Raw genomic sequence first — 25,319 nt, forward strand, 5'->3', positions numbered from 1 at the left:
ATTAACTGACAGAAGAATTGAGGTAGTCAAAACTAATATCAGTCTCTTGTGTAATGCTACTAATATTTTTCTGAAAAGCAACATGTTTGCTATCAAGAAAAGTCTGCATAGGCGTCTTACCATAGCAATATTTACCTGAATGCGGTCTTGTTTCATTGTAAGAACGCAACCAATAATCAACATCAATCTGTAGACCTTCCAAAGAATTGTAGATTTTCTTTCTGAAGATAATATTGTAACACTCATCTTGCATAGTTCTATGAAACCTTTCACATATGCCATTAGTCTGTGGAGAATTGGCTTTGGTCCTAGAATGATCGATATTTTCGATTCCCAAATAAAGCTGATAAGCGTGATTTTCAGGCTTACCACAATACTCTGTTCCTCGGTCTGTAAGGATACGCAATAATGGCACATTTTGCTCATCAAAAAATGGTATCACTCTATCATTCAGCAAGTCAGCAGCAGTAATAGCCGTTTTGTCTGTATAAAGCTTGGCAAATGCTACTCGAGAATAAGTATCAATGAAGGTCTGCTGGTAGATTCTTCCTATACCTTTTATATTACCTACATAATAGGTATCTTGAGAACCCAAATAACCTGAATGTTCGGTGTCAATTTCACCATGTGCTTCTCTTTGTTCTTTAACTTTTTCTAAAGCTGCAAGTTGCTCTTCGGTTAATATAATTCCATCTTGAGCTACTTTTGCTTCCAGTGCTTTAAGTCTTTTCTTGAAAGTTTCAAGATCATTTCTCAGCCATATAGATCTCACTCCTCCCTGAGAAATTATTATACCTCTTTTTCTCAGTTCATTTGCAGCTCTTTCTTGCCCATATGCTGGAAATTCTGTTGCTATACCAATCGCTGCTCTTTCTATATCGTCGGAAACTCTATTCGCTAATAGAGGTTTTTTCTTACTTATCTCATGTAATGCTTCTTCTCCTCCATTTTCGTACAACTCTTTGAATCGATAAAATGTATCTCTTGAGTATCCCATCACTTTGCATGCTTGAGATACATTTCCTAGTTGTTTTGCTAGTTCTAATAACCCTAGCTTTGGTTTTAGTATTTTTGTTTGTATTGTACTCATTTCTAACACTCCTTTCTTTTATTATTTTATAACTTACTTTTTTAAAGTGTCAGATCAAGTCTTGTTTAATACACTTTAAGTATTGACCACCAATCTTTAAGGTGAACTTTATTTCGAATCTTTTTCACCCATTCTTTGATTTCTTTAAGTTTTCTAGATAGATTTTCTTTCGAGGTTTTATGACCTACCATTACTCTACCTTTACGACTCCTTGTACCATAATGGGTGAATCCTAGAAAGTTGAAACTTTCCGTTTTTCGTTTCTCCCTTATTCCTTGTTGCCACTCCTTTTTGCCAAACTTTACTATTCTTGTTTTGTCTTCAGATATTTCCAGTCCAAATTTTCCTAGCCTTTGTTTCAGTGACTCTAAGAGTTCTCTAGCATCTTTTTCTCTTTCGCAGCAAATCAGGTGATCGTCTGCATACCTAACTAGCTCCATATAACCTTTAGATCTTAGCTTGAATTTCTTTTCAAACCACAAATCCAGCACATAATGCAACTATATATTAGCTAGTATAGGACTTACTATTCCCCCCTGAGGTGTGCCTAGTTCAGTTGCTTCATAATGTCCTGCTTCGACTACTCCTGCCTTAAGAAATCGTTTTACTAACCACAGTATGTTTGGGTCTGTTATCCGTTCTCTCAAGCATCTCATTAGCCATTTGTGCTGGACATTATCAAAGAATTTCTTGATATCAACTTCTACTACATAGTTAGTTGGTCTGTACATAACTGCTTTATTTAGTGCATTTACCGCTTGATGACAGCTTCTACCAGGACGAAAACCATATGAGTTATCCAGAAAGTTAGCTTCATAAATATTTTCTAATATCTTCTTCAGCATTATCTGGACTAACTTATCTTCTGTAGACGGTACTCCAAGCCCGCGTTTCTCTTTGCTTCCAGCTTTTGGTATATATACTCTTTTCACTGGTTGCGGTTGATATCGCTTTCTTTTCATACTATCCACCAGAGTGTTGAGCTTCTCTTCAAGATTTTCTCCATAAGCTTCTACTGTCACCTGGTCTATACCGCATGCTTTGTTATGCTTTAGCTCTTTATAACATTCAGCAAGATTCTCTGCGTTTATCAGATGAATTAACGATTAAATTTCAATCGTTTATCTTGCCTGGCTCTTACTGCTATCTGATTTAGTTTTCTTTGCACGTTATTCCAACCTCCGTTGTATTGGCATAGCAATTCCTAAACCAGTCACTATATTGCTGACCGCTTCCCCTTGTATGTGGCTTTCCCACACTCTGAGTACTATCAATCAGTCCGACTTCCTTTATATCTTCCGTCAGTACTCGCCTTTGTTGACTTGTTCCAACGTACCTTAATAGGAATACAAAGGATCTCCCAAGTTTACGTAAACTCCATCTCAACACGTGATACGGCCTCAGATCCCGATAGAGTGAGTGATAACTTGCCCTATTGTTACCCTTCTTGCTGTCTTCCACTATATGCAACGTGTCGACCTCTATGACATCGAGAATTTCGGGACTCAATACCTTCACTTTCGTTGTACCCTGTGTTGTCCATTCCACTAGCTTTACTACGCTCGTTACCTTACGCAGCATAGTGGTTTGTTCCAGCCTGCTGGCTAGGCTTTGCCTGGGTTGGATTTTCACCAACTGGACTTTACGCACTTTGCTTGGCGCACGCATGTTTCACCTAAAAAGGACACATTTTAAACTTCTTTGTTGAAATAAAATAGAAACAAAAGTGCTGTTTATTGCACTCTTTGGATAATTTAATGATAAAAAATTTAGAGAGAAATTTTATACACTATCGCTGATATTTTTCCTTAAGTTGACGCCATTGCTTGAACAGATACGATAAATTAGCTTTAGGTAAGCTATAAGCTTTTATGAAATCTTTGGGTGCGTGCTGTGAAGTTTTATAAATTTTAGTCTTGCTGTCACTTTGTATAAAGGTATTTTTTCACTCACATCTTTCGAAGTTGTAGCCATGTTTAACAACTTTAAGTAGAATATTGTAGCATTTTGAAAATCTGAAAGTTTATCTAGAATAACAGCTAAATTATAAGTATAAAAAATATTGTTTTCATCGAGGGAAATAGCAGTTATCATATACTCTTTACCTTTTACATAATCCTCCTTTTTCATATAGATCAGACCTAAATTTGCTAATAAAGGAGCATAATTTTTATGTATATCATACAATTTTAACATTTCACTCAACGCCAGATCAGGATCATATTGTGAGATTATCGTCAGAAAATTTTTTAATATGTAAGGGTTACTAGGGTGTTCTTTTAACAGTCTTGTGTAAATCTCTACAGCTTTTTTGTATTCTTTATTAGCGTAATAAATATTTCCCAATCCAATTAAAGCATTTTTATGATAAGGAAACTTTGCGATAATCTGATTAAGGAGAGAAATAGCTGCTTCATTATCTCCTGATTCAAAGGAATCTTTTGCTTTTTTTAAAGTAGAGTATATGTCAAAATTCTTGCCAGAATTCTGCGAAATTTTGATATTAAATTTGTCACTTTTTCTCTCAATAACATCAAGATCTTTATATTTTTTATCAGCTTTTATATGCTTGACAACACTATCGAAGGCCTTTTGTATCTCCAAATTTTCACTAGCATAGGTAACAGAAGACCTCCATAAAATCACAACGCAAATTAACATGCAGATAAACATAGGTCCTAGTGTTGTGGCATTGGCTGCAGCGTGTAACCAGTAAACCTTATTTCTTTGAGCTATGCGTAACACATTACAAATTCATAAATGCTAAATTACCTATCTCATACAATAATAAAGATATTATTAATTAGCGGGACGAACATGCTGTGTAGCTTTTCAGAATGCATTTATCTTTTGTCTTCCATATTTCGCTTTATTTCCACAAAAATGCTTCAATTTATCTTAACATTTTATCAACTACCTTTGTAGATTTAAAAGGGCATTTTTACATATTCCATATGGCTGCCAGTTGCACCCCTCACATGCGTACTCGAATTTCTTTAAAGACATTTTCTCCCTAATCTTTTTTACTGCCTCATTCCAAGTTAAAGTCTCGCCAATTTTAATTCCTAAAATTTCCATATGCCTTCTATCTAGCTCTAAAACTTTAGCTTGTGTGGTGCATTTACCTTGTTTAGTCTGATTTGGACAAGCACTACAGATATTATCAAGGTTACCAACTACTTCGATTTGAGTACTAATTACTTTGCTTGCTATCCTTTTATAATTTTCTACAAAACCCTGAGAATACCCATATCCCCGAAACGCGAGGGTGCACATGAAATGATGAGGGCGGAATTTTATCATTTTTTCAAATATTGCAAAGCTGCTACAAGTAGAAAAATTTTTACCAAACCAGGAAGGATAAATGGTAAAACACCCACCATTATTGCTTGTCCCAGACCCAAGTAAACAGCAAGCCAACTAACACCACAAATAAAGATTATAACTGTACCAGCCAGACAACTTAAAGAATTACACACAAATGATTTATATTTAGAGTTCAGTAATTCATTTACTTTGCTCATTACCATAACAGCAGCTAAACAGCCAATTAAATATCCACCGGTTGGTCCAAGAAGAGCGTGATAACCACCAGAAAAATTCGCAAGAACAGGCAATCCTGCTGCACCAAGTGATAGATATGTAAGCACAGAATAGAATGCTGTTCTGCGGTTAAATTTAAGCCCAATAAGCATTACTCCTAAAGTTTGCAATGTGATAGGCACAGGCTGCAATGGTATACTTATTTGAGCCATCAAGAATAAAAGTAAAACGCAAGACAATATTTCAGCCAGTGTTGATCTGCTGCTAGATTGTGTTATAAACATACCTTCCCAATAAAAATAACTTATTAAATGTAATATATGTGTATGAGAGGTTTTGCAATTTAAATTTTGCTTATATTGTGCTACAATGAATTATTTATGCACTATTAAATTAAAAATGATGAGTAAACAAGATCTATTATCGTTGATGAAAGCAAGACACAGCGGACGTTCATACGATCCTACAAGAGCAATATCTCAGGAAGACATGGATATTTTAATGGAAGCTGTAAGGCTGACTCCCTCATGTTTTGGTGATGAACCCTGGAGATACGTAATATGCAACAAACAGAACAATCAAAGCGCATGGGAAAAGCTGCTAAATTGCCTTGATGAATCTAATCAAAAATGGGCAAAAGATGCACAAGTGTTAATCATATCTTTAAGTGCTAAAAACTTCCGTAAACAAGGTAAAGGAGAAAATCTTTGGGCTAATCATGATACTGGTGCAGCAAATTATGGACTTATGTTACAAGCTGCAGTTATGAACTTAATGGCCCATCAAATGGGTGGATTTGATAGAGATAAAATAGTGAAAGAGTTCAATATACCCAATGACTTTAACGTAATGTCAGTGATAGCGGTTGGTTACGAAGAAGAGGGTGCTGAAACAAGTAAGAAGAAAAGAAGACCAATAGAAGAAATATTTTTTTATGATGAGTGGCCAAAATTCTGAAAATTTTATCAAAATGCACGGCACTGGTAACAATTTCGTTATCATAGACTCACGTTCAACAAACAATTTAGACTGGAACCATAGACAAATTGCTGATCAAAGCAGTTGTGATCAAGTGATAATTATAACAATGTCTAATGCTGCAGACTGTTTTATGCATATCTATAATGCTGATGGCAGTCGAGCTGAAATGTGCGGAAACGCAGCACGCTGTGTTGGATATTTGCTAATGTCAGAAAAAGGTGCTGAATACTCCATTATTGAGCTAACAAGCAAACGCATTTTAGAGTGTTTTAAAGTGGGTGATAAATCCATAAAGGTTAACATGGGTAAACCTTTGCTAAAATGGCATGAAATTCCCTTGTCTACTGAGTGTGACACTCTTCACTTACCTATAGAGCTTGAAATGCTAAAAGATCCTGTTGCAGTAAATATTGGCAATCCTCACATAGTTTTTTTTGTTGATAACATAAGTGAAATACCATTGCGAAATTTAGGACCAAAGCTAGAAAATCACGCATTATTTCCTCGGAAAATTAATGTTAGTATTGCACAAGTTGAAAAGTCTGGAGAAATAGCTTTAAGAGTTTGGGAAAGAGGTACAGGCATTACTGCATCATGCGGTAGTGCAGCCTGTGCAGCACTTGTTGCATCCACACTACGTGGATATCTGGTTGCCCAACAGACTTCAGTAAATTTACCAGGAGGCAAGTTATTAATCGAATGGGCAAATAACGTATTCATGACCGGTGATATAGGGTTTTTGTGACCCTAATTCTAGTGATGCATTACTTCCAATACCTTCTTACCAATTACTGCAGGGGTTTCAGCAATTGCAATTCCAGCGCTCCGCATAACTTCTAGTTTTGCACCAGCACTTCCACCGCTGGAAGAGATGATTGCTCCAGCGTGTCCCATACGTCTTCCTGGAGGTGCCGTTTGGCCTGCTACAAAACCAACGATTGGCTTTTTAGTTTTTTCTGTTTTTACAAAATGTGATACATCTTCTTCTTCGTTTCCACCTATTTCACCAATAACTACAATACCATGAGTATCGTCATCTTTTAAAAAGAGCTCCATACAGTCAACAAATGTTATACCATGAACTGGATCTCCCCCAATTCCGATACATGTGGATTGACCAAGACCAACAGCGGTTGTTTGTGCTACTGCCTCGTAAGTTAAAGTTCCGGAGCGAGACATAATTCCTATGTGTCCACGCTTATGGATATGGCCAGGCATAATTCCTATTTTGCATTCTTCAGGTGTAATAATTCCCGGGCAGTTGGGACCAATCAATCGACTTTTTGAGCCGATAAGCGCACGCTTAACTTTCACCATATCAAGTATAGGAATGCCCTCTGTAATACAAATTATCAATTCTATTTTTGCATCTATTGCTTCAAGTATTGCAGCAGCAGCAAATTTAGCAGGTACATATATAACTGTAGCATTTGCACCGGTTTTTTCTTTGGCTTCTGCTACAGTATTAAAAACCGGTAAATTAAGGTGAGTGCTCCCACCCTTTCCAGGAGTTACACCTCCCACCATTTTCGTTCCGTAATCAATTGCTTGCTCTGAATGAAATGTGCCTTGTGCACCAGTAAAACCCTGGCATATTAATCTTGTATCTTTGTTTACTAAAACGGACATGCTTTATTTTACCTCTTTTACTATCTTTTGCGCAGCTTCATCTAGCTCATCTGCAGCAATAATATTTAATCCTGACTCTTCTAAAATTTTTTTTCCTTCTTCAAAATTAGTACCTGATAATCTAACCACTAGAGGAACTTTAATGCTCATTTCTTTTGCAGCCGCAACAATTCCACTTGCGATAATATCGCAACGCATTATACCACCAAATATGTTAACCAGAATTCCTTTTACGTTGCTATCAGACAATATGATTTTAAATGCTTCAGTTACAGTTTCTTTACTCGCTCCACCACCAACATCCAAAAAGTTAGCAGGCTCTGCTCCGTAGTATTTTATTATATCCATTGTTGCCATAGCAAGACCTGCACCATTTACCATGCAACCAATACTGCCATCCATTTTGATGTAACTGAGCCCATACTTTGAAGCCTCTATCTCTTCTTTCACTTCCTCATCATAATCACGAAGTTCCATAATTTCTGGGTGACGATATAAAGCATTATCATCGAAATTAATTTTTGCATCGAGCGCAATAAAATCTCCAGAATTTGTTTCAACCAGTGGATTAATTTCAATTTGGCTCGCATCAGTTGCAATAAACGCATCATATATTTTTTTTGCAATGTTCGATATCTTTTCTATTTGTTCTGGACTCAAATGAAAACTGCTGCTTAACTTGCTGCTATCAAAACTTGTAGCAGGATCAATATCAAATTTCACAATTTTTGCAGGAGAATTTTTTGCCACTTCTTCGATGTCCATTCCACCTTCTGAGGAAAATATGAATATTGGCCTACTGAGCTTCGGGTCGATTACCAGGCTTAAATAATACTCTTTCTTAATGCTTGAGCCTTCTTCAACGTACACTTTTCTTACTTGCTGCCCGCTTGGCCCTGTTTGATGAGTAACTAAAGTCATACCAATCATGTCCTTTACAAACTGTTGAGCTTCTTCAACTGACTTTGCTAGCTTTACGCCACCGGCTTTACCCCTACCACCTGCATGAATTTGAGCTTTAACTACAAACACGTCAGATTTTAATTGACTTACTTGAGTCTTTACTTCTTCTGCAGATGTAGCAACAAAACCTTTTGGCACTGGGACATTAAATTTATGCAAAACTTCTTTCGCTTGATATTCGTGAATATTCATAAAATAACCAATGATAAACTATTAACTTGAGTACAAACTACCAACCATAACGTTGCCTTCTGCACTCTTGTTGGTACCTCTTTTTTTTAGCTTCAGCTTTCTTTTTAGCTCTTTTTTCTGATTTTTTTTCATGATATTGTTTTTTCATTTTCAACCCTCTTCCTTCCTTTTGAATTGTTTTTTTCAATACTGGAAGAGCTCTGTCTACATCACCATAATGGACTGATACTTCTATCAAACTCTATACCTCCTTCGGTAATCATTCCAAAATCTATTTATAAATTAGAAAATTAACATTGTCAATTATTTTATAAACTTGAGCGTTAAAATGTAATATGCCATAATTTACATGGTAAATAATGTCATTCCAGTGTCAGCTACTTGCTTACTGATGGAGATTGCTCTTATGTTACAGCGTTCTTACAATTATACTAACATCGGGGCGGAGAGATTTGAACTCCCGACCCTTTGGTCCCAAACCAAATGCGCTACCAGGCTGCGCTACGCCCCGACTTCTTTACTCAGAGTATCAATAACTCAGGCAAAATGCAAGATTCATTTGTTTACTTTAGAAAAAATATAATATGAGATTTAATATTATCTTAGAATATGTTTTTTATTAGCTCCTCTTTAACAACAGACTGCTTCGTAGAAAGTCTACAGGGTTTTTGTGCGCGCAACACTGAACCAGATTTCTTTATGACCCAAACCTTAGCCATATTTAAAAATCTAGCTACACCAATTGGTGAAAGTGAGTGCAGCAACTACAGCAGTATCGACCCTTAAAATTCTTTTTCCTAGACTCAATTTTTGACAAAACTTATCGGCAAGATCAAGTTCATAAGATGAAAAACCACCTTCAGGACCAACAATAATAGCAACATTTTTTTTGCCTTTCAGCACTTTGTCAGCTTTACCTGTTTCATCACACAAAACAAAATTTTTACTTTGGGAATCAGGTAACTCACAAAAGTTAATAGGAGGCAAAATCTCTGGTATACTTATCCTACCTGATTGTTCCGCTGCTTCGATTGCTTGTAATTTTGCTCTACTTAGGTTAATATTTTTTACCACTGTACGTTCTGTTGAAATAAATTGAATGCAGATTACTCCCATTTCAGTTGCCTGTCTTACTATGTTGTTCAAAGCAGCACTTTTTACCATGGCACAATACAGGTATAAATTTTCCTCATATTGCTGTTGTTTAGTGCATTCTTTGGGTGTAACTTCTGTCAATTTACGCGATATATTAACTACTTCTCCTAACCATTCTCCATCTTTTCCATTAAAAAGAGAGAGATTATCATACTTCTTAAGCCGCATTACATTGCAAATATAGTGACTTTGTTGTGGATTAAGTGCTAAACTCACGCCTTGTGATAAAGCTTCTTCAACATAGAGCCTAATTTTTCCCATTCAAAACTTTAATTATATTCTACTTGAGTGACTCTTACGGGATTTGAACCCGTGTTACCACCGTGAAAGGGTGGTGTCCTAACCACTAGACGAAAGAGTCAACTTGAATCTAACTAGGTTATATCGATTACATATATAAAGTCAATTCAATTATTTTGAATCACATAGTTAGAGGGATATATCAGTAATCTTATATCGACAGCCTCCTATTACTCCATGCTCAATACTCACTGAACCTATCTCAGATTTAGGAGCTAATTCTAATTGTTGTTCAACTTTTGTATCGGAATCATAGCCAGAATCGTAGCCAGAATCTCTACGCTCATATTTCTGCCTTATTTCTTCTACACTAAAGCCAGCCTTGGTCTTAATTTTTTGATCTGTAAAAGACAAGACTTAATCTGACAGACAAGAATTAACTGACAGAAGAATTGAGGTAGTCAAAACTAATATCAGTCTCTTGTGTAATGCTACTAATATTTTTCTGAAAAGCAACATGTTTGCTATCAAGAAAAGTCTGCATAGGCGTCTTACCATAGCAATATTTACCTGAATGCGGTCTTGTTTCATTGTAAGAACGCAACCAATAATCAACATCAATCTGTAGACCTTCCAAAGAATTGTAGATTTTCTTTCTGAAGATAATATTGTAACACTCATCTTGCATAGTTCTATGAAACCTTTCACATATGCCATTAGTCTGTGGAGAATTGGCTTTGGTCCTAGAATGATCGATATTTTCGATTCCCAAATAAAGCTGATAAGCGTGATTTTCAGGCTTACCACAATACTCTGTTCCTCGGTCTGTAAGGATACGCAATAATGGCACATTTTGCTCATCAAAAAATGGTATCACTCTATCATTCAGCAAGTCAGCAGCAGTAATAGCCGTTTTGTCTGTATAAAGCTTGGCAAATGCTACTCGAGAATAAGTATCAATGAAGGTCTGCTGGTAGATTCTTCCTATACCTTTTATATTACCTACATAATAGGTATCTTGAGAACCCAAATAACCTGAATGTTCGGTGTCAATTTCACCATGTGCTTCTCTTTGTTCTTTAACTTTTTCTAAAGCTGCAAGTTGCTCTTCGGTTAATATAATTCCATCTTGAGCTACTTTTGCTTCCAGTGCTTTAAGTCTTTTCTTGAAAGTTTCAAGATCATTTCTCAGCCATATAGATCTCACTCCTCCCTGAGAAATTATTATACCTCTTTTTCTCAGTTCATTTGCAGCTCTTTCTTGCCCATATGCTGGAAATTCTGTTGCTATACCAATCGCTGCTCTTTCTATATCGTCGGAAACTCTATTCGCTAATAGAGGTTTTTTCTTACTTATCTCATGTAATGCTTCTTCTCCTCCATTTTCGTACAACTCTTTGAATCGATAAAATGTATCTCTTGAGTATCCCATCACTTTGCATGCTTGAGATACATTTCCTAGTTGTTTTGCTAGTTCTAATAACCCTAGCTTTGGTTTTAGTATTTTTGTTTGTATTGTACTCATTTCTAACACTCCTTTCTTTTATTATTTTATAACTTACTTTTTTAAAGTGTCAGATCAAGTCTTGTTTAATACATTTATATTACCTACATAATAGGTATCTTGAGAACCCAAATAACCTGAATGTTCGGTGTCAATTTCACCATGTGCTTCTCTTTGTTCTTTAACTTTTTCTAAAGCTGCAAGTTGCTCTTCGGTTAATATAATTCCATCTTGAGCTACTTTTGCTTCCAGTGCTTTAAGTCTTTTCTTGAAAGTTTCAAGATCATTTCTCAGCCATATAGATCTCACTCCTCCCTGAGAAATTATTATACCTCTTTTTCTCAGTTCATTTGCAGCTCTTTCTTGCCCATATGCTGGAAATTCTGTTGCTATACCAATCGCTGCTCTTTCTATATCGTCGGAAACTCTATTCGCTAATAGAGGTTTTTTCTTACTTATCTCATGTAATGCTTCTTCTCCTCCATTTTCGTACAACTCTTTGAATCGATAAAATGTATCTCTTGAGTATCCCATCACTTTGCATGCTTGAGATACATTTCCTAGTTGTTTTGCTAGTTCTAATAACCCTAGCTTTGGTTTTAGTATTTTTGTTTGTATTGTACTCATTTCTAACACTCCTTTCTTTTATTATTTTATAACTTACTTTTTTAAAGTGTCAGATCAAGTCTTGTTTAATACACCTGCTTCATCTATATATAAAATGCTACAGTGGTCTATTTTTGAGACTTTATCGATAAATTGCTGCCTATCTTCTTGATTGCGCTCTTGATAGAATGTGACTTTTTTTAAAGGTTATTTTTAGCTGTCTTAATCTATACCAAATTGCACTTATCCCAAAGCCAAGGTTTTGTTTCATTTCTGCTAGTGTGTGATCTGGGTGTTTTTTGACATATTTTTTGAGTATTTCTGGATCTATTTTTCGAATAAAACCAGTACTTTTTACCGCTTTGAGACCTTGGCCAGTAGCTTTCTTTTTTAGCCATCTATATAGTGTTGCTATCCCTATCTCAAAAACCTCTGCAACTTCAACCTTTGACTTTCCTTTTTCTACCAAAGACACTGCTTTTTCCCTTAAATCTACACTATATACCATCGCTTTCCCTACTTTAAAAAAACATATTATACCTTTATCATTCGCTTTCGAAAATACTATAGTTAGCGGAATGACGGTTTTTCAAATTGTCGGTAAATCTAAGTCAGTTTAGCTATAATTTCCTAAATTTGCTCACAATCTCTTGACTTGACACATATGTTTTTTTCCCAAATGTTACTATCTTCCTCCTTTTCCTTTCTCAATTTGTGCAACCATTTCCTTTACATTTGCATGCGTGAGAAGGGAATTTTTGCTGACATGAGATTTTGGATCAGATTTTGCTGTTACGTGTTTCGTTGCAGATCTTTTATTCTCTGTTAGAAATGAATGAGATTGTTTTTTCTTCACACCGATATCCGCTTGTGCTGCTGGAGTGGTTTTGCTTTCAGCAAGCTGTACATTAGCATTTCCTTTTGCTTGATTTTGCTCAAATTTTTCTTTTAATGCCTTTACTTTACTGCCCATCTCGCGATTAGCTCCTCCTTTCATAGTAGCTGCTGCTACTTTTGGTATCGCCTTACCAGCAGCTTTTTGTGCTGATTTCCTATTGTCTTGATTTTCAGATTTTAGTGGTACTCTTTCAGCTGATTTTTTAAGAATTACTCCTACTACTTTTGGCTCTGTGCTTACTTTTTGATTAGCACGGCTTAGATTTTTAGGCTTTGGCAGTACTGCAGGTTTATCTTTGATTACCACTTTCGATTCTTGTCTAACTTCTTGACCAGTAGTAAACATTTTTTTTGGCACTTGCGGTGGTTTTGGTGGTACGAGGGATTGAGGTTGTTGTTTCTGCTTACGTTCTCTTTTTGCTTCTATATGTTCTTTAGGAACTGTTGCATAAATTGGCTCTTCTTTGGGCGATTTTGAACTCTGCGAATTTTCTATTAAAATTTTACTCTTCTTCTCTTGATAATTTGATATCTCTTTGTATACAGACTCTTCATTTAATGAACTTCCATAGCCTGAATCTTCTCTCTGCTCATATAAAGGATTTTCCTTTTGCTTTTTTTCTTGATAATTTGATATGTCTTCATATTCAGACCCCTGATCTAATGAACTTTCATAGCCTGAATCCTCAGAAGGATTTTCCTTAGCATCAGGCATACTAAAACTATTAGCTCCTTTTAGTAAAGAAGATGTAGACTTTGCCTTGCTTTCTCCATCTGAGGATATTTCTGATTTAAAGCGTACCTTCCTCGAATCTGAAGCAGCCGGAGGTGCTGTTGTTGGTCGCTTTATTTGCCTCATGCGATTACCACCTAATTTTTCTTTCGGCTGTTCTTCTTTTCGCAGCTCAAAAGTACCTTCCTTTTGCTTTCTACCTTCCAAACTCACTTCGTGTGATCTATCTTTTCCTTGACTCTTTTCACTTTGTTCTAAATTTAAAGAATCTTTTAAAATATTATTTTTTCTGAAATCTTTTTCTAATTGTTCCAAGAGATCAATTTTTTTTAAAATTCTTGTATACTTAGCTGCTGTTTCTAAAGTGAAACTTGACAACTCATCATTTACAAAATTACTTATACTACTGTTCTTGGTTGGAAAATTTTTTCCCAAAATTCTATTCATTAATGTTTTAAAAAGACCTAATGGCTGTTCTACATAATTGTTCAAGTCAGTATATATAACAAACTCAGCTATACCTTGTATCTTGAAAAAAGCATCTAATGCTTTAAGCTTAAGTATTAGATGGAGAAGGGAAAAACTCTGGGCAATACCTTAGATATAAAATCTGTGGGAAAGAAAAGAATTCCCTTCTCAAAAGTAGAGGCTGGACGGTATCGTAGAAAAACCTAAATGGTTCTAATTCTGTATTCACAAGGTAAGCCTTACTTTTCATTTTTAATAGTAGTATATGGAGTTATATATGATCAACAACTTTTTAGGTATAGATGTTTCAAAAGAACGTTTTGATGTTTCTCTCTCATTCATAAGTAAAAAAGGAAAGCGTGAAACTAGGAAAAGGAAATTTAAAAATGATGATACTGGGTTTCAAGGTCTGCTGAACTTTCTACAAAAACATAACATAGAAGAAGTAAAAGCTTGCATGGAATCCACTGGTTGTTATAGCGAAGCTTTGGCTGAGTTCCTCCACAACGCTGGATATTTCGTTAGTGTTGTAAACCCAGCTTGCATAAGGTTTTATGCAAAAAGTAAGCTTACACGACAAAAGAATGACCAGACTGATGCAGAGATTATTGCAGATTATTGTCAAAGACAGAAACCTTCTCGTTGGACACTACCTTCTCTTGAAAAGAAAAAATTAAAACATCTTTATCGTTGCTCAAATGCGTTAAAGGATGAGTTAACATTAGCAAATAATCATTTAGAAAAAAAAGAGAGGCTGCCTAAAGAAGTTGCAAATGCTTGGGAAGACCTTGCAATGAACATAGAGCAAAAAATAGAAACAATAAAAAACTCCATACGCGAACTATTAAAACAACACAAAGAATTGTTGGAAGATTTTCAACTCCTATTAACTATTCCAGGAATAGGAGAGGAAACAGCAATAGCTATTTTAGCTGAAATTCCTGGTATAAAAGCCTTTATAAATGCTAGGCAATTGGCAGCATATGCTGGAATTATACCACAAAATATAACATCAGGCTCATCCGTACATGCCAAGCCCAGATTAAGTAAAACCGGTTCACGAACATTACGTAAGGCAATGTACTTTCCTGCTATAGCAGCTAAAAAGCACAATCCTATCATTATGGCTTCTTGCGAAAGATTAAAAGAGAAAGGCAAGCATGCTATGGCCATAGTTGGTGCTGCAATGCGTAAGTTACTTCATATAGTTTTTGGTGTTTTAAGTTCAAAAAAGGCCTTTGATCCAGATCATATCAAGAACTATAGGGCTAAAAGGTTAACTGAAGGTTTAGTACTTTAAAATCAAAAAATGCTTCTAATTCATCTTATGTAAAATGGCATCTTACACAAATTTATTGAATGTTGTTGGTTAGTGGATATGTTGATAAGTAAATTTCTGCTGTTTTATATGTAACTAATTTACTTATCAACATATCCACTAACTATAATCTGTGTACCGCTACACAGGATATGAATAAGAAGTATTTTTTGATTTTATGATGTAACTTGAGCAATTTTTATAATTTTTTTGTTGACTGGTGAGACGGTATCTTTCCCCTGAAACTAAAATCTTTCCCCTGAAACTAAAATCTTTCCCCTGAAACTAAAATCTATATACTTAACTTTAGAAACTTTAAAATAAGATGCGATCTAATATTAGGCAGTTATTTTACTATATAAAGCCTAATCTATCCTATTTTGTCATAGCTTTTATTGCAGTTTTATTTTCAGCCTTAACGATCCTCCTCTTTGGCAGAGGCTTAAGCAATATAATTGATTCTGGCACAGAGCACGATTTTACTACCAAACTATTAGTTGCAATACTTATAGTTTTAGCCATTTCTCTCACTGCATTTACTCGGTTATATTTCATTGGCATTGGCAGCGAGAAAGTTATCGCAAGAATCAGATATGACTTATATAGCAGTATCACTAACTTGCAACCAAGTTTCTTTGAGAACACAGGCGTACAAGATGTTATCTCAGCGTTAATTACTGATACCTCTGTGCTGCAATCAATAATAAACAGCAGCTTACTAACCATATTACGAAATTTTGTGATTCTGATTGGCAGTGTTGCTATGTTATTGTATACAAATGTACAACTAACTGCGTATGCAGCCGCAATAATACCTATACTACTCATTATCATGACCTCACTTGGAAAAAAAGTGCGTAGCTATGCACGCTTTGCCCAGGATAAATTAAGTGAGCTTGCGTCATTTAGTGAGGAAAATTTTAGATCTATAGTGACTATCAAATCGTTTGTACTCGAGGAAAACGAAAAAATCCGTTTTAAGGAACATTTAAACTCAGTATCAAAATCATACGTAAAATTAGTACTCTTGCGTGCTATTCTAGTAACTCTAGTTATCACGTGTGTGATAGGTTCACTAGTTGTTTTGCTCTTTTTTGGCATTAAAGAAGTCTTAAGCAATAATATAACTATTGGAGAACTCTCCTCATTTGTGGTTTATTCAGCACTCGCAGCAGGAGCTATAAATAATTTGAGCGATAATATCAGTGATTTACAACGAGGTCTTGGAATAGTAGAGCGTTTATTTGAATTTAAAAATATGAAAAGCTCTATAGTAGATCCCGATGATCCTATAAAAATTTGTAGTGTTCAAAAAGGAATTTCGTTTAATGGCGTAACATTTTTTTATGAATCTCAGTCTGATAAGCCAGCGTTAAATAACGTATCATTTTCTATAGAGGCAGGTCAAGCAGTATCAATTGTTGGACCATCTGGCAGTGGTAAAAGCACCATTTTAAAGCTTCTACTCCGTTTTCATGATCCAAACAAAGGCAGCATTACTATCGATGGGCACAACATTAAGTCAATTGCGCTAAATGACCTCAGATTGCTGTTTGGCTTAGTGCCACAAGATCACATGATATTTTCTTGCTCAATAATGGAAAATATACTATACGGCAAACCTGGTGCTGAATATGAGGAAGTAAGGCAAGCAGCTATCGGTGCTTATGCGATGGAATTTATTGATAAGCTGCCTGATAAATTTGATACATTTGTAGGAAAAAGAGGGTTAAAACTTTCTGAAGGACAAAAACAACGTATTATAATAGCAAGAGCCATACTCAAAAACCCTCAGGTTTTAATACTGGATGAAGCAACCTCCGCCCTTGATTACAAAAGTGAGAACCTCGTGCAAAAAGCATTGAGCAAGTTAATGCAAAACAGAACAACGATCGTAATTACACACAGGCTATCAACCGCACTCAAGACTGACAAGATTATAGTAATTAATCATGGAAAAGTAGAAGAAGTAGGCACTCATGACTCTCTAATAAGTAAAGACGGGCTATATGCAAAACTGGCGAAGATACAGTGGAATTGAAAGAAAATTTAAATCATACCGTTAGTTGATATGCTAGATTTATAATTAAAATTATTAAATTTTTAATCATTTTAATTTATAATAATCTCATAGTATTTTTTAAAGGATCATTATGGTTTATAATTATAGTCATTTACCAAAACTACCATGTACGGCTTTTAATTCGCCAGCATCAGTTTCACCAGCACCAGTATCGAACTGTGCACAAGCTTGTGCACCTGCATACGCACCTTGTGCTACTAATTCGTGCCACAATCATTTTAACTCATATTATAACTATTATGACACATGTCATAATCCTTGTGATGAATTTGGGTTTCTTTATTAGAAGATTGTTTTTAAACAACTCATAAACGCACGTCTAGCTATACGTGCTTCCAAGAGCACATGGGTGTTATTCAACCCATGTGTTTCATATTTTGTTTGAGAAGATAAGCAATTGTTATTCACAGTAACCATATATTACAATTTATTTCAGCAACACGACTAATTTGACTACTGACAGCTTCTTCTTGGAATCTTATCATTATTCTACCATAGTAAAACTTTTAACTCTAATACCTGCTACATTAAAGTCGTATTTTGAAATGTACTGTAAGTTAAGGATTTTGTATATGCTAATTTTAGCCTTAAAATTATTAAATCATTAACTTTTTTATCCTATAATAATCTAATAGTTGCTTTTTAAAGGATTTTTATGACTTACAATTTTTCTTCGTATCCACGTATGGATTCATGTACTCCTGTGCGCACAGCTTGCACAACTGACCCACGGTACCATCATAACTTTGACCCACGTTGCCATAACTGCTTTGACTCGCGGCATGATGGACTCGAATTAAATATACAGCTCCCCGAATTCGATTTAAATATACCACCTTGTCCTGCTTGTCCTGATACTGTTTGTCCCCCTGCTCCTGCTTGTCCTGCTTGTCCCCCTTGTCCCCCTTGTCCACAAGTTAAGCCTGAACCTGAATCTAAAACAATCGTTGATCTTTCAAAGCTTGTAACAACGGTCAATCCAATAACTGATGACGCGAATTCTGGATTAAAGGAGAATAGAAAAGGCAAGAAAACAGGGTAAACTCAGCAGTTATAAAAAAATAGATGAGGTTACCCATGGAAGATATAACAAAACTGTTTTGTTTGGTCGATGATTTTTGCAGAGATATAGAGAAAAATTTTGCAGGTAAACTACTGCCAAATGGTAAAAAACCCACAAGAATAACGGAAATTGAGCACTCCGAAATCATGACAATAATCCTGCTATATCAACAATCTCCGTGTAAAAATTTCAAAACTTTCTACCTACATTACCTAACGTTGCTCTACAAATCAGAGTTTCCAAAGTTGCCTTCATATACCAGGTTTGTTGCTCTAAAGCCTAGGGTTTTGTGGCATTTAGCAATGTTGTTGCATTGGCTTTGTGGACAGTCAGAAAACACTGGAATTTCATATATAGACACAACTCCCATTGCAGTTTGTCATGCAAAAAGAATATCCAAAAACAAAGTTTTTGCTGGAATTGCAAAATTAAGCAAGAGTACTTACGGCTGGTTTTTTGGTTTCAAATTACATATGGTAATCAATGAAAATGGTGAAATTCATGCACTTACGCTAACAAAAGGCAATGTTGATGATAGGATACCTGTGCCAAATCTGACGGGAAAATTAACCGGCCTTTTGTTTGGTGACAAAGGTTATATTGCAAAAGAGCTTTTTCAGAAGCTGTTTGACCGAGGTTTGAAACTTGTTACCAAGGTGAAAAAAGGTATGAAAAATGCATTAATTTCGCTAAATGAGAAGATTTTACTGAGAAAAAGGTCTATCATTGAGACTGTTTTTGGTTACCTAAAAAATAGACTAGAAATTGAACACACTCGCCATAGATCCCCTGTTAATTTTTTGGTTCATATCTTTTCTACTCTCATTTCCTATTCCATCAAATCCAAAAAGCCTTCTATTTCCTATACTTTCTTCCTTCCTTAGTCCAGAATTCGCGTTTATAAAGAGCTAAAGCATAACAAAGCATGCGGTATAGACCAGGTGACAGTAGAAGCTTATGGAGAAAATCTTGAAGAGAAGCTCAACACTCTGGTGGATAGTATGAAAAGAAAGCGATATCAACCGCAACCAGTGAAAAGAGTATATATACCAAAAGCTGGAAGCAAAGAGAAACGCGGGCTTGGAGTACCGTCTACAGAAGATAAGTTAGTCCAGATAATGCTGAAGAAGATATTAGAAAATATTTATGAAGCTAACTTTCTGGATAACTCATATGGTTTTCGTCCTGGTAGAAGCTGTCATCAAGCGGTAAATGCACTAAATAAAGCAGTTATGTACAGACCAACTAACTATGTAGTAGAAGTTGATATCAAGAAATTCTTTGATAATGTCCAGCACAAATGGCTAATGAGATGCTTGAGAGAACGGATAACAGACCCAAACATACTGTGGTTAGTAAAACGATTTCTTAAGGCAGGAGTAGTCGAAGCAGGACATTATGAAGCAACTGAACTAGGCACACCTCAGGGGGGAATAGTAAGTCCTATACTAGCTAATATATAGTTGCATTATGTGCTGGATTTGTGGTTTGAAAAGAAATTCAAGCTAAGATCTAAAGGTTATATGGAGCTAGTTAGGTATGCAGACGATCACCTGATTTGCTGCGAAAGAGAAAAAGATGCTAGAGAACTCTTAGAGTCACTGAAACAAAGGCTAGGAAAATTTGGACTGGAAATATCTGAAGACAAAACAAGAATAGTAAAGTTTGGCAAAAAGGAGTGGCAACAAGGAATAAGGGAGAAACGAAAAACGGAAAGTTTCAACTTTCTAGGATTCACCCATTATGGTACAAGGAGTCGTAAAGGTAGAGTAATGGTAGGTCATAAAACCTCGAAAGAAAATCTATCTAGAAAACTTAAAGAAATCAAAGAATGGGTGAAAAAGATTCGAAATAAAGTTCACCTTAAAGATTGGTGGTCAATACTTAAAGCAAAACTAACAGGACACTATAACTACTTCGGAGTTAGCGGAAATTACCGGTGGTTGAATAAATTCTTCTGGCGGGTAATCAAGCTAGCGTATAAATGGATAAACCGACGTAGTCAGAAGAAGAGTATGAATTCAAAGCAATTTATACACTATCTACAAGTTAATCCATTACCAAAACCAAGAATATGCTACTCATTATATACAAAATAGGAAATGCTGTGAATACTACATTGTGGAGCCGTGTGCGGGAAAGCTGCAAGCACGGTTCTGGTGGGGGAGTCATAGCGATAAAACTTAATCAGGAGGATTTAAAACTATGACTTCTACCAAACAAAAAGGAAAAAATTTTATTCTACAAATTAAAAATATAATATACTCGAAAGCTTTTCAGAGAATCCATTGTGTTGAGTTTTACACGAACAAGAAAACTTCCTTTTTCGACAGTATTTTCTATGATTTTAAAGTTAGTTAAAAAAAGTTTGGGAATAGAATGTGAACTTATGGAGCCATTGACATGTACCCTCAAAGCAAGCTTTTTCTAAAGCAAGATATAAGATTTGTCATACAGGTTTTAAAGAATTTAAGCATCCAAACAGCCTATCAAGATGAGCCTGAGTTGGAGAGGCTATAGGCTTATTGCAGCAGATGGTTCTGGTATGAGATTACCCAGCTCTGAGGAAATTGTATCCGAGTTTGGCCGCTTTAAACCAAATGGAACAACAGGCACAATGCCACCATTGGCAATTTGTTTGTTGATTTGTGTACTTCGCTGATTTGTAGTGCTCGTCTTGCGGCTTGGAATATAGGTGAACAAACGTTGGCGGAAGAGCAATTACCCGAAGTTATCACTCAAATGCGTTCATTAAATCAAAAGAAATTATTATTTATCTATGATCGTCTTCAGTAAAATTCATTCAGCAGCATTATGATTTGGAAGTAGATTTTATTTTTCGCTTGCAAAAAAGAAATTATAGCAAGCTATGGGAACGAATTGCATCTGGAGAATTAGATTTCGATTTTATATTAGAAAATGAAAAGCTAAAAAATAAAATGAAAGGACAGAAAGTAAGAGTAATAGTGCTGACATTAGCCAACGGAGAAACAGAGGTATTGGTTACTTCACTTTTTGATCGAGAAAAATTTACTTTGGAAGATATCAGCAAAGCTTATGTATTAAGGTGGCATATAGAGGAGTGCTATAAACGACTCAAAATAGGTGCAGAGTTAGAGAATTTTTCTGGCGTAAATTTAGAGACTGTATTACAAGAATTTTGGGCAAACTTAGTCATGTGTAATATATTGTCGCTTCATATGTGTGATGCACAAGGGCCTTGGAATCCAGATCAAATTGCTGAGTATCGTTTAAATTTTTCGGTTTTATTTGGTGTAATGAGGCAGAAACTCTATCAGGTACTTATTGCGCCAAAAAACTTTCAAGCCCTTTTTGATAGAGCAAGTATACGCGCTAAAGTTAAAATCCGACCGGGACGATTGTATAGCCGCGATAAGGTAGATAAGCCCAAACGCCATCATGTCTTTAGGAGAGTTTGCTAATGAAAGTTCTTAAGTTGACGCCATTGATTGTACGTTCAGTAGGGCTTCTACTACATCTTTATGGCCCTTTTTAGCAGCGACGTGTAAAGGAGTCTCTCTTGTGTCATTTTGTGCATTAACATTTGCCCCTTTCCCTAATAGATCTTTTACTGCTTCCAAGTTGCCAAGCCTAGCAGCCAGATGTAAAGAGCTCTTGCAATATTCAGCTTCTTTTTCTTGTAATAGAGTCAACACATCACGTTCCATAGAATAATTGACACCATCAACATATGCTCCATTATCTAATAGAACTTCTACTATATTAAAATGATTATTTTTAGCAGCCCAATATAAAGGAGTATACAAATCTTCAACTGCGTTAACGTTTGCTCCTTCACTTATTAGACGCTTTACTTCATTAATATCACCACTTTTAGCAGCCTCAAGTAAAGCAGCATTTTGTGGAACTTGGCTTTCTTCTTCATCATTTTGCAATACTGGACTAGCATTATCTGTTTTTCCTGCATTTTCTAATAGAGTTCTTATTTCTTCGTTAGTAGTTAAATCTAAGGGAGTCTTTCCATCTTTATCTTTCGCATTAACATTTGCCCCTTTATCCAATAGAGCTTGCACCACCTGCTGATAACCACTTTCAGCAGCAAAGTGTAAAGGAGTCTTTCCTTTATCATTTTTTACATTAACATCTGCTCCTTCCCTTAATAGATTTTCTACTTCTTTCAAGTTGCCAAGCCTAGCAGCCAGATGTAAAGAGCTCTTGCAATATTCAGCTTCTTTTTCTTGTAATAGAGTCAACACATCACGTTCCATAGAATAATTGACATGAGCAACATCTGCTCCATTATCTAATAGAACTTCTATTATACTAACATGACCATTTTTAGCAGCCCAATATAAAGAAGTATGCAAACCTTTAACTGCATTAACATCTGCTCCTTCACTTATTAGATGTTTTACTTCATTAATATCACCACTTTTAGCAGCCTCAAGTAAAGCAGTATCTATTAATAGAGTGCGTATTTCTTCGTTAGTGGCTAAATTGAGAGGAGTGTCTCCATTTCGATTTACTGCGTTAACATTTGCCCCATTATTTAGTAAAACTTCTACTACCTCTTTACTATCTTTTTTAGCAGCTGAATGTAAAGGAGTATATCCAAAAAGCTTTCCCTCCTTATTAACATCTGCATTTGCTCTCAATAGGACTTCAACTGCCTCTTTACAGCTATAGGTAGCAGCTAAATATAAAGGAGTATGTCCCCAACCATTTTCCTTATTAACATGAGCCCCTGCTGCTAATAAGGCATTTATTGCATCTGTATTGTCATTTCTAGCAGCCCAATGTAAAGGAGCATTGCCAAATCTATCTTGTGCATGAACATTTGCTCCTTCACTTATTAGACGGGTTACTTCCTCAATGTTATCTTTTCCAGCAGCCTCAAGTAATTTAGCTGTGTTTTGTAGTAGAGTTTTTATTTCTTCATCAGTGGCTAAATCGTAAGGAGTCTTTCCATCTGTATCTTCCGCATTAACATTTGCCCCATTATTTAGTAAAACTTCTACTACCTCTTTATGGCCATTTTCAACAGCCCAATGTACTTACTATTACCCACAAATAAAAACATAGTATTGTATTTACTCAAATAATTTAATTTTATTAACCTGAAAGCTTATTAGATTAAAATTATTAAACTAAGAGTTATAATTTTAGCAACTAAAAGCTGTAAATTGCACCATATAAACAGTTATTTCAAGCAAAAGTTATGCCATTAAGAGCTATGCAACAAACATTTATATTTGTGGGTAATAGTAAGCCCAATGTAAAGGAGTCTTTTTATCTTGATCTTTTACATTAACCTTTGCTCCTTCACTTATTAGACTTTTTACCTTATCAATTTCACCGTTTTTAACAGCCTCAAGTAATTCAGCATTTATATCTCTGTTTGAATTGCTCATCCCATACCTCCTGTAAAACTATATTGTTATGATAAAGTCGTTAATAATCTATGAGCTCTCACCCCCTGTAAAATTATATTATCATGATAAAGCCATTAATAACCCATGAGCTCTATGTTCCTGGATCACGTAAATAATGGCTATTCCCCATGTTTTCAGTATATTTGAGCCGGCTGTACATAAGAATTGCAATTGTAGAGCATGCTATTGTTAATAGTAAATTTGGTAAAATACCATAGCGAAAAAATTTTCCTACTATATATATTCCAATAGCCCCAAACATCATATTGCAGAATGAGAGGACTGCACTACCAAGCCCTATACCTTTGATCGTTTCTAAAGCAGAAGTTACGTTATTGCTTATTATTAATGCAAGTCCGATATTGGCTGGAATCCAAACAGTTTGAAGAATTAATATATTTAACTTGTCCGCGAAATAAAAATATACCAATAAACTATCGGATATTATCGGTAACACCAAACCTATTATTAGCATTTTGCTAACCCCTACTTTTGGTACATACCTTCTATTAATTAAAGTTCCAATTATGTAAAATATGACTATGATCGATATGAGGTAGCCAAAATACTGTACTTCAATGCCCATCGATTCAAATATGAACGGGTAGTTAGCAATGTATGCCCAAAGCCACATGAAAGTTAATCCATGAATGGCTGAAAACCCAAGGAAACGATAATTTCTAAATATTGATATATATTGCTTGAAGATATTAGTAGTTATGTTAGTTATACTGGTTTCATTTTTATTTACAGTGAGTGTTTCTTGTAACTTAAAGTAGATAAAAATAAGTATAGCAATTGCTGCGAGTGACATAATAAAAAACAAAAATTTCCAATGATAACCATGTGAAATTATATAACTGCCCACCACTGGAGCTATTCCAGGTGAGAGTGCCACAACCATATTTAATTTTGAAATTACTCTCGAGTATTCACTACCCGAGTACATATCCCTTATTGCTGCATACCCAACAACACCTGCAACACCAGCCCCTGCCCCTTGTATGAAGCGAATTAGTATCAAGAGCGCAATACTGTCGGCTATATAACACATGACACTTGCCAGAGTAAAAATTGTCATACCAATCAGCATCATTGGACGCCTACCATAATGGTCCGATAATGGACCATAAATTAATCCAGATACCGCAAATCCAACTAGATTCAAGCTAATTGTAAGCTGCACTACACTGCCTTCTACTTTAAAATAATTGGCAATGCTTGGTAGTGCAACTGAGTATAGGTCAGTTGCCATATCGACAATTGCTACAGACAATATCATAATAAGAGAGATGATATTTTGCGAAAGAGCTGTTTTCACTTAATGATTTATTGGTAAATATGCTTAATTATAATGTATTTTTTTCATTAGTATAAGTACAATGTTACATAGTAAACGATGTCATTCGAGTAGCGGACACTGAAATCTTAAGCTAAAAT

22 protein-coding genes, 2 tRNA genes and 5 pseudogenes are annotated in these 25,319 nt (G+C 35.5%); 7 read left to right on the forward strand and 22 right to left on the reverse strand.

Annotated elements, in window-relative coordinates:
• Position 1 precedes the first annotated feature (1 nt).
• The 5 genes and pseudogenes from NL281_RS07970 to NL281_RS07990 all read right to left on the reverse strand — a co-directional run bounded on the left by NL281_RS07970 (position 2) and on the right by NL281_RS07990 (position 4,917).
• Positions 2 to 1,090, reverse strand: a complete 1,089-nt coding sequence (locus NL281_RS07970; protein WP_253303703.1) for an IS481 family transposase — start codon at positions 1,088 to 1,090, stop codon at positions 2 to 4.
• 65 nt (positions 1,091 to 1,155) lie between these two features.
• Positions 1,156 to 2,052, reverse strand: a pseudogene (gene ltrA, locus NL281_RS07975) (group II intron reverse transcriptase/maturase).
• A gap of 907 nt (positions 2,053 to 2,959) precedes the next feature.
• Positions 2,960 to 3,835, reverse strand: a complete 876-nt coding sequence (locus tag NL281_RS07980; RefSeq protein WP_253303307.1) for a tetratricopeptide repeat protein — start codon at positions 3,833 to 3,835, stop codon at positions 2,960 to 2,962.
• A gap of 168 nt (positions 3,836 to 4,003) precedes the next feature.
• A complete protein-coding gene (locus NL281_RS07985) occupies positions 4,004 to 4,393 on the reverse strand; it encodes a DUF1284 domain-containing protein (RefSeq protein ID WP_006279825.1) in 390 nt (129 codons plus the stop codon).
• Complete coding sequence (locus NL281_RS07990; protein WP_253303308.1) at positions 4,390 to 4,917, reverse strand: biotin transporter BioY; 528 nt, start codon at positions 4,915 to 4,917, stop codon at positions 4,390 to 4,392. The genes NL281_RS07985 and NL281_RS07990 overlap by 4 nt, the downstream gene beginning before the upstream one ends.
• Positions 4,918 to 5,002: 85 nt before the next feature.
• On the opposite strand from NL281_RS07990, the gene NL281_RS07995 reads away from it, so the two are divergent.
• Both NL281_RS07995 and dapF read left to right on the forward strand, forming a co-directional pair.
• Positions 5,003 to 5,590, forward strand: coding sequence for a nitroreductase family protein (locus NL281_RS07995; protein ID WP_006279823.1), 588 nt, complete (start codon positions 5,003 to 5,005; stop codon positions 5,588 to 5,590).
• Positions 5,571 to 6,359 (forward strand): diaminopimelate epimerase, encoded by a 789-nt coding sequence (gene dapF, locus NL281_RS08000; protein WP_253303309.1) that lies wholly within the window; start codon positions 5,571 to 5,573, stop codon positions 6,357 to 6,359. Before NL281_RS07995 ends, dapF begins: the two co-directional genes overlap by 20 nt.
• A gap of 8 nt (positions 6,360 to 6,367) precedes the next feature.
• Here the strand turns inward: dapF and sucD are convergent, their stop codons facing one another.
• The 11 genes and pseudogenes from sucD to NL281_RS08055 all read right to left on the reverse strand — a co-directional run bounded on the left by sucD (position 6,368) and on the right by NL281_RS08055 (position 13,968).
• Entirely contained in the window at positions 6,368 to 7,243 is an 876-nt protein-coding gene (sucD, locus tag NL281_RS08005) for a succinate--CoA ligase subunit alpha (RefSeq protein ID WP_253303310.1), read from the reverse strand.
• Between the two features lie 3 nt (positions 7,244 to 7,246).
• Positions 7,247 to 8,398 carry an ADP-forming succinate--CoA ligase subunit beta gene (sucC, locus tag NL281_RS08010; RefSeq protein ID WP_006279820.1) on the reverse strand — a complete coding sequence of 384 codons (1,152 nt, stop codon included), beginning with the start codon at positions 8,396 to 8,398 and terminating at the stop codon, positions 7,247 to 7,249.
• Between the two features lie 37 nt (positions 8,399 to 8,435).
• Positions 8,436 to 8,636: a 30S ribosomal protein S21 gene (gene rpsU / locus NL281_RS08015; RefSeq protein ID WP_006279819.1), complete on the reverse strand. Its 201-nt coding sequence runs from the start codon at positions 8,634 to 8,636 to the stop codon at positions 8,436 to 8,438.
• 199 nt (positions 8,637 to 8,835) lie between these two features.
• Positions 8,836 to 8,909 (reverse strand) — tRNA-Pro (locus tag NL281_RS08020).
• A gap of 218 nt (positions 8,910 to 9,127) precedes the next feature.
• The gene (locus NL281_RS08025) at positions 9,128 to 9,814 is read right to left on the reverse strand and encodes a 16S rRNA (uracil(1498)-N(3))-methyltransferase (protein WP_006279818.1); all 687 of its coding nucleotides are present in this window, start codon (positions 9,812 to 9,814) and stop codon (positions 9,128 to 9,130) included.
• Positions 9,815 to 9,842: 28 nt separating this feature from the next.
• Positions 9,843 to 9,914 (reverse strand) — tRNA-Glu (locus NL281_RS08030).
• Between the two features lie 68 nt (positions 9,915 to 9,982).
• Positions 9,983 to 10,207 carry a hypothetical protein gene (locus NL281_RS08035; protein WP_253303311.1) on the reverse strand — a complete coding sequence of 75 codons (225 nt, stop codon included), beginning with the start codon at positions 10,205 to 10,207 and terminating at the stop codon, positions 9,983 to 9,985.
• Positions 10,208 to 10,229: 22 nt separating this feature from the next.
• Positions 10,230 to 11,318, reverse strand: a complete 1,089-nt coding sequence (locus tag NL281_RS08040) for an IS481 family transposase (RefSeq protein ID WP_253303703.1) — start codon at positions 11,316 to 11,318, stop codon at positions 10,230 to 10,232.
• A gap of 75 nt (positions 11,319 to 11,393) precedes the next feature.
• A pseudogene (locus NL281_RS08045) lies at positions 11,394 to 11,924 on the reverse strand (helix-turn-helix domain-containing protein); the annotation flags it as partial.
• 139 nt (positions 11,925 to 12,063) lie between these two features.
• Positions 12,064 to 12,411, reverse strand: coding sequence for an IS630 transposase-related protein (locus NL281_RS08050; RefSeq protein ID WP_370273970.1), 348 nt, complete (start codon positions 12,409 to 12,411; stop codon positions 12,064 to 12,066).
• A 177-nt stretch (positions 12,412 to 12,588) separates the two neighbouring features.
• Positions 12,589 to 13,968, reverse strand: coding sequence for a hypothetical protein (locus tag NL281_RS08055; protein WP_253303313.1), 1,380 nt, complete (start codon positions 13,966 to 13,968; stop codon positions 12,589 to 12,591).
• A gap of 310 nt (positions 13,969 to 14,278) precedes the next feature.
• On the opposite strand from NL281_RS08055, the gene NL281_RS08060 reads away from it, so the two are divergent.
• Together NL281_RS08060 and NL281_RS08065 are read left to right on the forward strand one after the other, a co-directional pair.
• The gene (locus NL281_RS08060; protein WP_253303218.1) at positions 14,279 to 15,301 is read left to right on the forward strand and encodes an IS110-like element ISWen2 family transposase; all 1,023 of its coding nucleotides are present in this window, start codon (positions 14,279 to 14,281) and stop codon (positions 15,299 to 15,301) included.
• A 343-nt stretch (positions 15,302 to 15,644) separates the two neighbouring features.
• Positions 15,645 to 17,360, forward strand: a complete 1,716-nt coding sequence (locus tag NL281_RS08065) for an ABC transporter ATP-binding protein (protein ID WP_253303314.1) — start codon at positions 15,645 to 15,647, stop codon at positions 17,358 to 17,360.
• 129 nt (positions 17,361 to 17,489) lie between these two features.
• On the opposite strand, the gene NL281_RS08545 is transcribed toward NL281_RS08065, so the two are convergent.
• Entirely contained in the window at positions 17,490 to 17,615 is a 126-nt protein-coding gene (locus NL281_RS08545) for a hypothetical protein (protein WP_256469370.1), read from the reverse strand.
• 525 nt (positions 17,616 to 18,140) lie between these two features.
• Complete coding sequence (locus NL281_RS08070) at positions 18,141 to 18,380, reverse strand: hypothetical protein (RefSeq protein WP_253303315.1); 240 nt, start codon at positions 18,378 to 18,380, stop codon at positions 18,141 to 18,143.
• Between the two features lie 99 nt (positions 18,381 to 18,479).
• On the opposite strand from NL281_RS08070, the gene NL281_RS08075 reads away from it, so the two are divergent.
• The 3 genes and pseudogenes from NL281_RS08075 (at position 18,480) to NL281_RS08085 (ending at position 21,908) form a co-directional block, all read left to right on the forward strand.
• Positions 18,480 to 19,349, forward strand: coding sequence for an IS982 family transposase (locus NL281_RS08075; RefSeq protein WP_253303228.1), 870 nt, complete (start codon positions 18,480 to 18,482; stop codon positions 19,347 to 19,349).
• 117 nt (positions 19,350 to 19,466) lie between these two features.
• Positions 19,467 to 20,564, forward strand: a pseudogene (gene ltrA, locus NL281_RS08080) (group II intron reverse transcriptase/maturase).
• Between the two features lie 106 nt (positions 20,565 to 20,670).
• Positions 20,671 to 21,908, forward strand: a pseudogene (locus NL281_RS08085) (IS4 family transposase).
• A 9-nt stretch (positions 21,909 to 21,917) separates the two neighbouring features.
• Here the strand turns inward: NL281_RS08085 and NL281_RS08090 are convergent.
• From NL281_RS08090 to NL281_RS08100, 4 genes and pseudogenes are all read right to left on the reverse strand, one after another.
• Positions 21,918 to 22,715, reverse strand: a complete 798-nt coding sequence (locus tag NL281_RS08090) for an ankyrin repeat domain-containing protein (RefSeq protein ID WP_370274077.1) — start codon at positions 22,713 to 22,715, stop codon at positions 21,918 to 21,920.
• An 18-nt stretch (positions 22,716 to 22,733) separates the two neighbouring features.
• Positions 22,734 to 23,489 (reverse strand): annotated as a pseudogene (locus NL281_RS08955) (ankyrin repeat domain-containing protein); the annotation flags it as partial.
• Positions 23,490 to 23,693: 204 nt separating this feature from the next.
• A complete protein-coding gene (locus NL281_RS08095) occupies positions 23,694 to 23,858 on the reverse strand; it encodes an ankyrin repeat domain-containing protein (protein ID WP_253303317.1) in 165 nt (54 codons plus the stop codon).
• 112 nt (positions 23,859 to 23,970) lie between these two features.
• A complete protein-coding gene (locus NL281_RS08100) occupies positions 23,971 to 25,161 on the reverse strand; it encodes a multidrug effflux MFS transporter (protein WP_253303751.1) in 1,191 nt (396 codons plus the stop codon).
• Positions 25,162 to 25,319 lie beyond the last annotated feature (158 nt).

This window comes from Wolbachia endosymbiont of Phyllotreta cruciferae (assembly GCF_918697765.1).
GTDB classification, from domain to species: domain Bacteria; phylum Pseudomonadota; class Alphaproteobacteria; order Rickettsiales; family Anaplasmataceae; genus Wolbachia; species Wolbachia pipientis.